Source organism: Plantactinospora sp. CNZ321 (assembly GCF_004217235.1).
In genome coordinates, this window is record NZ_SHKQ01000001.1 from 3536508 (window position 1) to 3549763 (window position 13256).

General features: G+C 73.8%; 9 protein-coding genes and 2 pseudogenes. 6 read left to right on the forward strand and 5 right to left on the reverse strand.

The genetic code is table 11. From position 1 onward, the window contains the following. Both EV371_RS15610 and EV371_RS15615 read left to right on the forward strand, forming a co-directional pair. Positions 1-981, forward strand: coding sequence for a carbohydrate ABC transporter permease (locus EV371_RS15610; protein ID WP_486484629.1), 981 nt, complete (start codon positions 1-3; stop codon positions 979-981). Then, entirely contained in the window at positions 978-1850 is an 873-nt protein-coding gene (locus tag EV371_RS15615; RefSeq protein ID WP_207230506.1) for a carbohydrate ABC transporter permease, read from the forward strand. The genes EV371_RS15610 and EV371_RS15615 overlap by 4 nt, the downstream gene beginning before the upstream one ends. 62 nt (positions 1851-1912) lie before the next feature. Here EV371_RS15615 and EV371_RS15620 read toward each other — a convergent pair whose 3' ends face one another. Next, positions 1913-4042, reverse strand: a complete 2130-nt coding sequence (locus EV371_RS15620; RefSeq protein ID WP_130462676.1) for a DUF2264 domain-containing protein — start codon at positions 4040-4042, stop codon at positions 1913-1915. 217 nt (positions 4043-4259) lie between these two features. On the opposite strand from EV371_RS15620, the pseudogene EV371_RS33820 reads away from it, so the two are divergent. Further along, positions 4260-4420, forward strand: a pseudogene (locus tag EV371_RS33820) (alpha/beta hydrolase); the annotation flags it as partial. A 151-nt stretch (positions 4421-4571) separates the two neighbouring features. Beyond that, positions 4572-5087: a GNAT family N-acetyltransferase gene (locus tag EV371_RS15625; RefSeq protein ID WP_130462677.1), complete on the forward strand. Its 516-nt coding sequence runs from the start codon at positions 4572-4574 to the stop codon at positions 5085-5087. Positions 5088-5138: 51 nt separating this feature from the next. Here the strand turns inward: EV371_RS15625 and EV371_RS15630 are convergent, their stop codons facing one another. Next, a complete protein-coding gene (locus EV371_RS15630) occupies positions 5139-6137 on the reverse strand; it encodes a sigma-70 family RNA polymerase sigma factor (RefSeq protein ID WP_486484630.1) in 999 nt (332 codons plus the stop codon). Positions 6138-6266: 129 nt separating this feature from the next. Between EV371_RS15630 and EV371_RS15635 the strand changes: the two genes are divergently transcribed. Both EV371_RS15635 and EV371_RS15640 read left to right on the forward strand, forming a co-directional pair. Next, complete coding sequence (locus tag EV371_RS15635; RefSeq protein ID WP_130462679.1) at positions 6267-6905, forward strand: maleylpyruvate isomerase family mycothiol-dependent enzyme; 639 nt, start codon at positions 6267-6269, stop codon at positions 6903-6905. 138 nt (positions 6906-7043) lie between these two features. Continuing rightward, complete coding sequence (locus EV371_RS15640; RefSeq protein ID WP_130462680.1) at positions 7044-7736, forward strand: RraA family protein; 693 nt, start codon at positions 7044-7046, stop codon at positions 7734-7736. Between the two features lie 214 nt (positions 7737-7950). Here EV371_RS15640 and EV371_RS34330 read toward each other — a convergent pair. The 3 genes and pseudogenes from EV371_RS34330 to EV371_RS15655 form a co-directional block, all read right to left on the reverse strand. Next, positions 7951-10908: pseudogene (locus EV371_RS34330) on the reverse strand (AfsR/SARP family transcriptional regulator); the annotation flags it as partial. An 85-nt stretch (positions 10909-10993) separates the two neighbouring features. After that, a complete protein-coding gene (locus tag EV371_RS15650) occupies positions 10994-11662 on the reverse strand; it encodes a response regulator (RefSeq protein WP_130462682.1) in 669 nt (222 codons plus the stop codon). Beyond that, positions 11659-13041 carry a histidine kinase gene (locus tag EV371_RS15655; protein ID WP_207230507.1) on the reverse strand — a complete coding sequence of 461 codons (1383 nt, stop codon included), beginning with the start codon at positions 13039-13041 and terminating at the stop codon, positions 11659-11661. Before EV371_RS15655 ends, EV371_RS15650 begins: the two co-directional genes overlap by 4 nt. Positions 13042-13256 lie beyond the last annotated feature (215 nt).

A 13256-nucleotide genomic window follows, 5' to 3' on the forward strand; every position in this document is an offset into this window, starting at 1 on the left:
GTGTCCGTGCGTACCGGTGCGCGGCAGGCCGACGCCGGGACCGTCCGGCCGGCGCCCGGGTCGGCCCGACGCCGTCGGGTGGACTGGTCGGCCCGGCGGGCCTTCGCCCTGCTGACCGCGCCGCTGCTGGTCGGGCTGCTGGTCTTCAAGTACGTCGCGATGGGCTGGGGCCTGCTGCTCAGCTTCAGCGACGCCCGGGGCACCATCGCGCTCGGCGACTGGGCGGGGCTGGCGAACTACCGTACCCTCTTCGGCGATCCGCGGTTCCGCGAATCGCTGTCGATGATCGTGGTCTTCACCCTGGTGATCGTGCCGCTGACCTTCGCGATCGCGCTCGGGCTGGCCGTACTGGTCAACCGGCTGCGCCGGGGGCGGGCGCTGTTCCGGACCACCTTCTTCCTGCCGGCCGCCGTCTCCTACGTGGTCGCCTCGCTGATCTGGAAGATGAGCCTGTTCAGCGGCGTACCGTCCAGCGCCGCCAACTCGCTCGCCGCGCTCTTCGGTCAGGAGCCGACCGCGTGGATCGCCACCGTGGATCCGCCGCTGTACTGGGTGGTGCTGGTCACCGTCCGGCTCTGGTTGCAGGTCGGCCTCTACATGATCCTGTTCCTGGCCGGGATGCAGGAGATCCCCGCCGAGCTGTACGAGGCGGCCCGGGTCGACGGCGCGGCGGGCCAGTGGCGGCTGTTCCGGCACATCACCTTCCCGCTGCTGCGCAACACCTCGGTCGCGGTGACGCTGCTGCTGGTGATCGCGGCGTTCCAGGCGTTCGACGAGTTCTACAACCTGCTCAGCACCGGCCTGGCCGGCGCACCCGGTCCGGACGGCCGGCCACCGCTGGTCTACCTCTACGACGTGTCGCTGGTGCAGCAGGACTACGGCCTGGGCTCGGCCGGCGCGTTCGTGGTCACCCTGCTGATCGTGCTGGTGACGCTGGTCCAGGGCCGGCTGGTCGGATTCGGTCGGAGGGACGGGGATTGAGCGACGAACGCCTTCCGCGACGCCGGACCGCCCGGTCGGCCCGCGGGACCGGACGGGCCCGGATCGGTAGCTACCTGGCGGCCGTCGTCATCGCGGTGCCGTTCCTGCTCCCGTTCTACCTGCTGCTGCGCAACTCGTTGATGACGCAGGCCGAACTCGGCGCCCTGGAGTGGCGCTGGTGGCCGGAACGGATCGACCTGACCGGCTTCGCCGACGCGTTCGACAACGGCACCGCGCCACTGGGCCGGGCACTGCTCAACTCGGCGTTGGTCGCGGTCGTCTCGGCCCCGGTCTCCACGCTGTTCGCCTCGATGGCCGGGTACGCGGTCGCCCGGATCCGGGTCGCCGCGGCACGACCGGTCTTCCTGCTGGTCGTCGCGACCATGATGGTGCCCGGCGCGGCCACCTTCGTGCCGACCTTCGTGGTGGTCGGTTCGCTGGGCGGGGTGAACACCCTGTGGGGACTGATCGTGCCCGGGCTGTTCAACGCGCTCGCGGTACTCCTCTTCCGCGGCTTCTACCTGCGTTTCCCGCAGGAGATCGAGGACGCCGGCCGGATCGACGGCCTCGGTCACCTCGGGGTCTACCTGCGGCTCGCGCTACCCAACTCGGCGGGCCTGCTCGCCGCGCTCGGCGTACTCTCCTTCATCGAGCACTGGAACTCGTTCCTCTGGCCGCTGGTGGTCGGTCAGGACCCGGCGCTCTGGACCGTGCAGGTGGCGATGTCCACCAACCTGACCGCACAGGCGATCAACCTGCCGGCGCTCTTCGCCAGCGCGGTCGTCTCGGTCGTGCCACTGGCCCTGGTCTTCCTGGTCGCCCAGCGCTGGATCGTGCGCGGGATCCTGGCGACCGGGATCAAGGGCTGAGCCGCACCCCGTCGGGCGGCGCGTCGGCCGGCCCGTCGGGTGGCCCGTCGGGCGCGGGCCCGCTACCGCGGTCCGTCCGTGGCCGGTCCGTCCGGTGTCGGTTCGTCCGGCGCCGGTCCGTCCAGGGGCAGTGCCGCCAGGGTCAGTTCGTCGCGTTCCCCGTCCGGCCAGCGCAGCCGCACCACGCCGGAGGGGCCGACCGTGACCTCGGGCAGGCCGGGCGGGGCCGCCCCGGTCAGCAGCACCGCCGCCGCGTACACCTCGGCGGGGCGTACCGGGCCGGCGCTGCGCACCATCGGCACCGCGGAGTGCCCGCCGAAGGCGTTCGAACCGGCCCGTTCGACGACCCGGGCGACGGCCAGCCCGCGCAGCCCGCGTACCGTCGAGATCAGACCGTCCGGCCGGCGGGCGGTGGCGACGCCCTCCCGCACCAGCACCTCCGGCGGCGTCGACCCGGCCAGCGCGTAACCGCCGATCCGCAGCGTCCACGGGCCCCCGCCCTCCGGCAGCGCCCCGACCCGGGCCAGCCGGATCTCGACCGCTCCGCGCAGCACCGACGCGGTGTACAACCACGGGCCGGTCCGGAACGCCGGCTGGCGCGGCGGCCAGACCCGAGCCGGGGCCGGCCCGACCGGCCAGTGCGTCCGGTACGCCGAACTGCCGGTTCGGCCGCGTACCCCGAATGGCCGCAGCGGGCGGCGGTGCGCCGGCTCACCGGCCGGGTCGAGCAGCGTGACGCAGTTGTCCAGCACCGAGCCGTCGTACTCCGGCCCGGCGTGCGTGGCGTACGCGTACCGCGAGTAGCCCGGCTCCTCGGTGCCGAGCGTCTCGTCGGCGGCATGGTCGGTGCCGTGGTTCACCACCCGCATCACCCGGTCGGCGGTGGTGCCGGAGAACAGCCAGCCGGGCGCCGGCAGGGCGAACGCCACGTCGCGTTCCTCGACCACCAGCGCCCGTTCCCGCTCCGTCCACACCGGATGATCGGCCGGCAGCACCAGTCCGGCGAAGCCCTTGCTCGACCAGTACGGCGAGCCGGGCCCGGTGTACGGCTGCCGGATCGCCGGGAACGCGCCGTACCAGCCGATCGGCTGGAGCCCGTCCGACCGTCCCGGACCGATGTCGGGGCGCTCCGCGGACCGTCCCGGCCCGTTGTCGGGCTGCTCCGCGGACCGTCCCGGATCGCTGTCGGGCCGCTTTGCGGTTCCGGTCCGGCTCCGGCCGTCGGACGCGGGGTCGGGCTGGAAGTGTCGCAACACGCCGCTGGCGAGCCGGCGGGTGCGGCCGGGCGGCAGCGGCGTGGCGTCGAAGACCGCGCCGGCCCAGACCGGGGCGAGGGCCGCGTACCGGTAGGTCAACGACCGCCCCTGGTGCAGGGGCGCGCCGTCCGGGGCGTACAGGTGCTGCGCGCCGGTCAGGTAGGCGTGCAGCCGCTCCCGGTACCGGGCCCACAGCTCGGGCCCGGCGTACTCGCCGGAGATCCGGCAGTACCACAGGGGGTAGAAGTTCATCGCCCAGCCGGCGTACCAGTCGAAGTTGCGGCCGGTGCCGGCCCCCTCCAACCCGTCGGTGTACCAGCCGTCACCGCGGTACCACCGCTCCATCCCGGCGATGTTCCGGTCGATCTCCTCGGCCGACCACGGTCCGCCGACCGACCGGAGGAACGCCTCGACCACGTTCTGGAACCACCACCAGTTGCAGGCCGGATACGGCTGGCCGATCACCTCGGCGAGCCAGCCCACCAACCGGTCCCGGACAGGGTCGTCGAGGGCGTCCCAGATGACGTGCCGGGACTCGTGCAGGGCCAGCGCGATCGACGCCGCCTCCACCTTCGCCTGGTCCACCTCGGTCACCCGGGGCCACCGCTCCGGCGAGTCCGGATCGACTCCGGCGGCGAGACCCTCGGCGTACCACTGGGCCAGCCCGCCGTCGTCGCCGTGCGCGAGCCGGAAGCCGGCGGCCAGGAACGTCCGGGCGAACCCCTCCAGCCCGTCACTGCGCCGCCCCGAGCTGCTCGCCGGTCCCGGCAACTCGATCAGCGCGTGCCCAGGGGAGGCGTACGGCCGCACGGCCGCGAGCATCCGGTCGACCGTCCACTCCCAGTGCGCCCGGCTCCACCCGGTGTACGGCGACAGCCGGCGGTTCTCGGCCGGGGGCGGCGGCCCGGTGCGGGACCCGGATCGGGCGGCGCTCATCGGGCGGGCTCGGCCGGCGCGCCCCGGCGACGACCATCCTGGCGACGGGCTTCCCGGAGACGGTTGTGGGCTCCCGGGACGGGGTGGGTGGGAAGGACGGGGACCATCTCCCGGAGACTATCGGCCGGACGCGACCCGACCGACCGGAGTGCCAGGGGCCGAGCCCAGGTTCGATCGTGGGGATCGTCATCACTTCGATGTCCGGGAATGTGTGACCGCCCGCCAGACCGTCCCGGAATGGCGGGCGGTCCTGGACGCCGTTTAGGATCTCGACCACGTCGGTGCTGGTCCAGTGGGTTACTGGGGGTGTCGTTGGGTTGCGGACTCGGCGTTCCGTTCGTCGCCGCCGAACCACGGGTCCGCGCGGCGGTGCTGGGCAGGGAGGTCCCGGCCTTCGAACTCGACAGCACGCTGCGGTTCTTCGCCCGGCACCTCGGCTGATACCGCCGCATGCTGTCCGCGACGCTCCGATCGGGATCCGTTCTCGATCGGCGCGTCCAGCGCACACAGACAGGAAGGAACCTGGTCGATGATCATCCGCGAGTGCCGCGAGGACGACCTCGCCCTGCTTGAGCACCACAAACCCTCGCCCGGGCAGACCCGTGACCATGAGGCACGCTTCCGTCGCCAGCAACAGGGGTCGAGTACGTTCCTGACCGCCTGGTTCGACGAGGTCCCAGTCGGATCCGGGGAGATCCGCTGGCACGGATGCGCGGCTGCCGAGGTGCAGGCACGATACCCCGACTGCCCGGAGCTCAACGGTCTGGCCGTCTGGCCCCCGCAGCGACAGTCCCACGGCATTGGCACCGCCATCATCCATGCAGCCGAAGCCCTCGCCGCTCGCCGCGGCTACCGCCACCTCGGCCTGGGCGTCGATGACCAGAACCTCCGCGCGGCCGCGCTCTACCTCCGGCTCGGCTACCAGGAAACCGACTGCCACTACCTCGACCGCTACCACCACATCGACAGCCACGGCACCCGCCGCGACATCGCCGATCCCTGCCGGTTCCTGATCAAACCGCTCCAGAAGGCGCCAAGCCAATGACGAACGTCAACATCCGCGTGGCCGCCCGGAACACGGATATCGGGCCGGAACTCATCGGTCGGCGGGCCGGATTCCGTCCGGCTGCCCGAAGAGGGTGACCAGTCGATCGGCGTCGAGAAACGTGGTGACCCCGGCCACCAACCCGTCGACCACGTCGAGCAGGACCAGGCCGAACGGCAGGTACCCGCCGCCGGGGCCCGGCCGCAGCTGCCAGAACGCCGGCGAGCCGTTCGCCGCGACCGGGACGAGGCGGGCACCCGCGCACGACGCCTCCGGGTCCAGCAGTGCCAACCGGATCCGGTCCCGGCCCCGCAACCAGAACCGGAACGGCGGCATCGACATCGTCGCGTCCTCGTGCAGCAGCGCCACCAGCGCCTCGACGTCGTGGCGCTCGAACGCGTCGCAGTAGCGGGCGAGCAGGTCCCGCTGGGTCCGGTCGGCCGGCCGGAACGGTTCGCCCGGGACCCGGACGACCGTCCGCACCGTCGCCCGGGCCCGCTGCAACGCGCTGGTCACCGACGCGACCGTGCTCTCCAGCAACTGGGCGACCTCCTCGGCTCGCCAGCACAGCACGTCGCGCAGGATCAGCACCGCCCGCTGCCGGGGCGGCAGGTGCTGCAACGCGGCGACGAAGGCGAGCCGGATCGTCTCCCGGCGTACCGCCAGCTCCGCCGGATCGCCCTGCGTCGACAACACGGCACCGTCCGGGACCGGCTGGACGAAGCTCCGTTCCGGTTCCGGCGCGCCGATCCCCGGCCCCTCGGCGGCCGGGCCGAGGTCCATGGCCAGTGCCCGGCGCTGTGGGCTGCGGAGCATGTCGAGGCAGACGTTCGTCGCGATGCGGTAGAGCCAGGTGCGCAGCGAGCCGCGCCGCTCGTCGTACCGGTCGAACGACCGCCAGGCTCGGACCAGCGTCTCCTGGACCGCGTCCTCGGCCTCGAATCCGGAGCCGAGCATCCGGTAGCAGTAACCGGTCAGCTCTGTCCGGAACGTCTCCAACCGGTACGCCTGAGCGGGCGGCTGGGGGGTCTCCACGGTCGTCTCCACCACCCGTCCGACCATACCCAGCCGGCTGGGCCACGAGCACCCGGACGGTCGGGACCGATGAGTTACCGGTGCCCGCGCCGTATCCCTGGCAGGGCCCGCCGTAGGTCGGTGCGGCCGGAGAGGTGAAAATCGATGAACAAGGATCAGGTGTGGGCCGAGGTGCGGGCGGAGCGGCGGGAAATGCTGCAGGTGCTCGCCGGGCTCCGCCCCGAGCAGTGGGACTCGGCGACGCTCTGCGCCGGCTGGCGGGTGCGCGAGGTCGTCGCACACACCACGCTGCCGTTCCGGACGTCGTTCGGGCGTACGATGGTGGATCTGCTCGGGGCCCGGGGAAACGTCGACCGGATGGCCGACCGGTGCGCCCGGCGTGACGCCGCCGAACTTCCCGCCGAGCGCCTGCTCGGCGCGTTGCGGGACAACATCGCGCACCGCTGGACACCACCGGGCGGTGGCGCGCACGGCGCACTGTCGCACGATGTGATACACGGCCTCGACATCACCGTGGGACTCGGGCTGGACCGTCGGGTGCCGCCGGAACGGGTCGGCGTCGTACTGTCCGGGATGCGCCCGAGGAACGTCGCCTACTTCGGGGTGGACCTCTCCGGGGTCGCCCTGCACGCCACCGATCTCGACTGGAGCTACGGCACCGGTACTCCGCTCCGGGGACTCGCCCAGGATCTGCTGCTCGTGATCTGCGGGCGGCGGCTGCCGCCGGGGCGGCTCGACGGCGTGCCGGCGGCCCGGTTCTCCGGGCACCCCGCGCCGCGCTGACCGCCGATCGGCCGCCGCGCCGGCCGGGCCACGAACGGCGAATTGGCCCGGCCGGTCGCCCGACGACCGTCGGTAGCATCGGGCCGCCCATCGGCGTGCGGAACCGCCGCCGACACCACCCCGACCAGGGAGGAACCCGTGCGCGACGCCTTCGCCGAGCTGTCCACCCCGCTGGTGGCCGACGCCTGCGTCCGCCTCGGTGTGCCGCTGCGGGCCGCCCCGCCCGGCATCGCCGCGGTCGTACCCGGGCACCGGCTCGCCGGACGCGTCCTGCCGGCCCGGCACTACGGCAGCGTGGACGTGTTCCTGGAGGCGCTGGGCACCGCCGACCGGGGCGACGTGCTGGTCGTCGACAACGGCGGGCGGGTGGACGAGGCGTGCGTCGGGGACCTGGTGGTGCTGGAGGCCCGGGCGGCCGGGCTGGCCGGTCTGGTGATCTGGGGACTGCACCGCGACACACCGGAACTGGTGGAGATCGGGCTGCCCGTCTTCAGCTACGGCAGTTTTCCACCCGGCCCGGTACGGCTGGACGAACCCGAGCCGGCGGCGCTGCTCAGCGCCCGGTTCGGTGCGCACTCCGTCGGGGCGGCGGACGTCGTCCTCGCCGACGACGACGGGGTGCTGTTCGTCCCCGCCGACCGGGCCGAGGAGGTGCTGGGGACCGCGCACCAGATCCGCCGGACCGAACGCGACCAGGCCGACCGGATCCGGGCCGGGCAGTCCCTGCGCGAGCAGACCCGTTTCGCCGACTATCTCGTGCGGCGGGCCGCCGATCCGGCGTACAGCTTCCGCCGACACCTGCGCCGGATCGGCGGCGCCATCGAGGAGTAGGCCCTCGGCGGATCAGGTCGTCACGGGTGGTCGGGTCGGACCGGCGGGTCCGCGGAGCCGGCCGCCTCGGGCACCCGAGCGCCCGGTAGAGAGCGGCGGAGGAACTCCGGTGCGTCTCGGCCCGCTCACCGTCACCGACCGCCTGGTAGGCCCGAGCCAGCCCGGCGTGCGCCCGGGCCTGCTCGAACGCGTCCCCGATCTCGGTGGCCAGGCCGAGCGCGGTGCGGTGCTGCGCGCGGGCCGGGCCGGGCCGACCCAGCAGGTGCAGCACCTCACCGAGGCTGTTTGTCGACGATGCTTCGCCGGCCCGCTCGCCGACCCGGCGCAGCAACGTCAGGGCCTGCTCCACCAGGTCCAGCGCCGCCCGGTGGTCGCCCTGCCGCAGCCGGACCCGGCCGAGACCGTCCAGCGCGAGCGCCTTGCCGGCCTGGTCGCCGACGGCCTCGAACAGGGCGAGCGCCCGTCGGTGCCGACCGGCGGCGGTGAGCAGCCGTCCGGCGCGCAGGTGCAGGTCACCGAGGCTGGTCAGCGCGTACGCCTCGCCGGTCGCGTCCGCGATCCGCCGGCAGAGCACGGCGGCGGTCCGCAGGCGTACCCCGGCCTCGCGGTAGTTGCCCTGCCGCAGCAGTACGTGCCCGAGGTTGCCACCGGCCCGCGCCTCACCCGCCGGGTCACCGGCCCGCCGGCAGAGCGGCAGCGCCGCCCGCAGCGCCTCGGCGGCCTCGTCGTACCGGCCCTGGCGCTGCTGCACGTGGCCGAGGTTGCCCAGCGCCCGTGCCTCACCGGCGCTGTCGCCGGCTTCCCTGCTCAGCACCACCGCCTCGCGTAGCCGGGCGATCGACGGGGCGTACCGGCCCTGCTGGGCGTACATCACGGCGAGCCCGGTCAGCAGGTGTGCCTCGGTGACCCGGTCGCCGGAGTGGCGGACCGTGGCCAGGGCGTGCGTGTGCATCCGTTCGGCCTCGGCGACGTAGCCGCCGCTCTCCAGATAGCGCAGCAGGGTCAGGGTCAGCCGTACCGCGTGTGCCGAGCGGCCGCGTTCGGCGGCCCGGACCGCCGTGGCCACCAACGTCGGGCGTTCGGCGTCCAACCACTCCCGGGCCGCCTGCGGGTCCGGCATTGGCGGCGGCGGGACCGGCGGCAGGTCGACCGGTGCGCGGCGGTGCCGCTCCGCCGGGTAGAGCGTGTCGATCGCCGCCGTCGCGGCCGCCAGTTCGTAGTCGAAGAGCCGGTCGACGGCGGCGTCGGCGGCCGAGGCCGGCTCGTCGGCCGCGCAGCGTTCGGCCGCGTAGGCCCGGAGCAGGTCGTGGAAGGTGTACCGGTGGCTGCCGGCCGGTTGCACGAGGTTCACCCGGGCGAGCGTGTCGAGCAGGTGTCGGGCCGGCTCCGGTCCGGTGCCGAAGAGCGCCGCCGCGGCGTACCGGTCGACGTCCGGGCCGGGATGCGCCCCCAGCATCCGGAAGGCGCGCGCGGCGGCGGCCGGCAGTTGCTGGTACGACCAGGACAGCACGGCCCGTACGCCGGTGCGCGGGTCACCGCCGGCGTCGAGTAGCCGGAGCCGGTGCTGCTGGTCGGCCAGCTCGGCGACGAGTACCGCCAGCGGTGCGGTCTGCCGGGTGAGCACGAGTTCGGCGGCGACCCGCAGAGCCAGCGGCAGGTGGGCGCAGTGCCGGGCGAGCGCGGCGGCGGCGGTCGGCTCGCGGGCGACCCGGTCGCCGAGGGTGCGCCAGAGCAGTTCGACCGAGTCCGCGCTGGAGAGCAGCCCGAGTTCGATCCGTTCGGCACCGTCCCGGGCGACCAGCCCGGCGAGGGTGTCCCGGCTGGTGACCAGCGTGGCGCAGGAGCCGCCGCCGGGCAGCAGCGGGCGGGCCTGCGCCACCGACGCCGCGTTGTCGAGCACGATCAGCATCCGCCGGCCGTCCAGTGCGCTGCGGTACCGGGCCGCGCACTCGTCGAGTTCGAACGGCACCTCGGTGCCGGGCACCCCCAGCGCGCGGAGGAAGCCGGCCAGCGCCTCCTGCGGCGGCATCGGCCGGTCGACGTCGTAGCCGCGCAGGTTGACGTAGAGCTGCCCGTCCGGGAACAGGTGCCGGGCGTGGTGCCCCCAGCGCAGTGCGAGCGCGGTCTTGCCGACGCCGGCGGTACCGGCGAGCACGACGACCGGGACCGGTCCCGGGTCCGCCCGGCCGTCCCGCCCGGACCGCGTCAGCAGCCTGTCCAGCCTGTCGAGTTCGGCGGTCCGGCCGCTGAATCGAGCGACGTCGGCGGGCAGTTGCGCGGGTACGGCCGGTCCGGTGTCGCGGCCGGAGCCCGCGCCGGCAGCCGCGGCCGGTGTCGCGGTGCGGGGCACGGCGGCCCGCAGCGCGTTCCGGTAGGCGGTGGCGAGTTCGGCCCCCGGTTCGACCCCCAGCTCCTCGACGAGGCGCTCGCGCGCCTTCCGGTAGGCCGTGACGGCCCGGTCCCGGCGCCCGAGCGCGTGGTAGGCCCGGATCAGCAGTGCCTGGGTGGTCTCGTCGAGCGGGTTGCCGGCGGCCGCCTCCTCCAGCGCCGGCAGCACCTCGGCGGCCCGGCCGATCGTGATCATGACCTCGCCGTACCGGCGGACCACCTCCCGGCGTTCCTCGGCCAACGCGACGACCCTCGGATGGTTGGCGAGGGAGGGAACGTCGGCCAGTGGCCCGGCGCGCCACAGCGCCAGCGCCCGCTGCCAGAGCCGGACCGAACCGGGCAGGTCGGTGCGGCGGTGCGCCTCGGCCGCCGCACCGGCGAGTTCCCGGAACACGCACAGGTCGAGGTTGCGGGCCGGTACGCCGATGGCGTACCCGTCGCCGACCCGGGGCAGGACGGCACTGGCGGTGTGCGTACGCCGGCCCGGTTCGAGTAGTCGACGGAGGTTCTTGACGTGTGTCTGGATCACGTTGATGGCGGTAGGTGGCGGCCGGCTGTCGTCCCAGAGCGCGTCCATGATCTCGGCCCGGCGCAGCGGCCGGCCGGCGGCCAGCGCCAACAGGCCGAGCACGGCCCGTTGACCGGGGGCGGAGAAGGCGATCTGGTGCTCTCCGCGCCAGGCTCGTACCGAGCCGAGGATCTCCAGCCGTACGGTGTCGGCGCCCCCGTCACCGGAGCTCCGGAAAGCGCTGACGCCGTTTGCGCTATCGCGGGCTACGACCATGCCGCCGCCATGCCTAACAGGGCCGCCCGCATGCCTAACAGGGTGGCGTGCGGGTCAAACCGAGGCAAGAGGGGACGGTCACGTCCTAGCCGCGGCCGGGGCTGACCAGGCCGGTCTCGTAGGCGACGACGACGGCCTGCACGCGGTCGCGGAGCCCGAGTTTGCCGAGGATGCGGGCGACATGGGTCTTGACGGTCGCCTCGGACAGGTGGAGGTGGGCGGCGAGTTCGGCATTGCTCAGCCCCTGGGCCAGCAGCCGCAGCACCTCGAGTTCGCGTGGCGTCAGCGCGGACAGGTCGCGGTGCGGTGCGGCGGGGTCGGCGCTACGCCGGGCGAACCGTTCGACGAGCCGCCGGGTGATGGCCGGGGCCAGCAGCGCGTCGCCGGAGCGCACCATCCGGACGGCGGCGACCAGATGTTCGGGGGTGACGTCCTTGAGCAGGAAGCCGCTGGCGCCGGCGGAGAGCGCCGCGTAGACGTAGTGGTCGAGATCGAAGGTGGTCAGGATGATCACGCGCGGGTCGCCGGTGCCGCCGGTGAGGATCCGCCGGGTGGCTTCCAGACCGTCCATCTCCGGCATCCGGACATCCATCAGGACGACGTCCGGCAGGGTTCGCCGGACCGCGTCGACGGCCTCGGCACCGTTCGTCACCTCGGCGACCACGTCGATGCCGTCGGCGGTGAGGATCATCCGGAAGCCGGTACGGACCAGTGCCTGGTCGTCCGCCACCACCACCCGCAGCGGTGCGGTCATGGCGCCTCCAGGGGGATCCACGCGGCGACCCGGTAGCCGCCGCTGAGACGTCGCCCGGCCTGCAGGGTGCCGCCGTAGACCGCCAGCCGCTCGCGCAGGCCGATCAGGCCGCGCCCGTTGCCGGTACCGGCGGAGGCGCCGGGAGTGCCACCGGTGTCGGTGGCCTCGACCCGTAGCTCGTCGGTGCCGTACTCCAGCAGGACCGTCGCGGTCGCGCCGGTGGCGTGCTTGACAGTGTTGGTCAGCGCCTCCTGCACCACCCGGTAGGCGGTGAGTTCGATTCCCGGCAGCAGCGGACGGGGCTGACCGGTCACGGTCAGCTCGACCGGTGTCCCGGTGTCGCGCACCCGTTGCACCAGCGCTTGCAGCCGGTCGAGGCCCGGCTGCGGCGTCAGGCCGTCCGTGGCGGCCGGGTCACCGCCGTCGCTGTCCGTGGTGAGCAGCCCCATGACGTGACGCAGTTCGGCCATCGCGGCCCGACCGCCGGCCTCGACCGAGAGCAGCGCCTGCTGGGCCTGGTCCGGGCTGGTCGGCATCACCTTGCGGGCGGCTCCGGCCTGGATGACCATGACGCTCACGTTGTGCGTCACCACGTCGTGCAGTTCGCGGGCGATCCGGGCACGTTCGTGCTCGGCGGCGCGGCGCAGCGCCTCCGCCTGCTCGTGCTCCATCCTGGCCAGCCGGGCACGGTCCTCGTCGGCACGCCGCTGCCACTGGCGCAGCCCGTTCGCGGCGAGGACGATCGGCACCAGGATCAGGAACGGGACGGCGTTGTCCGGGACGGTGGGCACCGCCGGCTCCCGGATCTGGGTGTAGAGGAACGCGGCCAGGGGCAGGCTCGCCAGCGCCGGCAGCCGGTACGGGCTGTACACCGCGGCGGTGTAGGCGGCGATGACGCAGGCGTAGAAGGAGACCCGCAACGCGGCGTTGTAGTCGCTGACCAGCGGGGCCGTGCCGAGGACGAACCAGAGCACCGCGAGCGGATAGCGGCGGCGGAACACCAGCGGCAGTACCACCAGGAGGAGCACCACGACCGTCTGGCCGAGCTCGTAGTCCTCGATCGGCAGGAACGGTTCGAGCCTCGCCGGACCCGGGTCCGGCTCCGGGCCGAACCCTGGGGGCAGGCCCGGAGCGGGCGGTGGAACCGGGGCCGGCGGCGGGACCGGGTCGTACGGACCCCGGAAATCGAACTCGAACTCCGGGGGCCGGTGTTCTCCGTCCTGGCCGTCGCCCTCCACGATCGCGGCGAGCAGCAACGCCAGCGCCAGGATCACGTCGAAGACCCGGCCGCGCCAGGAGAGCGTCGGCAGCGGGCCCGACGGACGCAACAGCAGCCTGAGCCGGGCCCGGAGCCGGTCTGCCAGCGCGCCGTTCACCACCGGGCCATTCTCGCCCACCGCCCCCGGCCGGCGGCATCCACCGCGTTGACCACCCGGCATACCCCCGTCGACTACGCCGCAGGGATGACGTCGACCCGTCTCATCCCGGGTCGGTACCGGATTTGGCTCCGGTGGCCGACGCCCACCGGCCCGGCCCGGACCTAGCTTCGAGCGGCTGGCCGGAAAGTGCCTGGAGGGCTGACCGGAACGTGCCT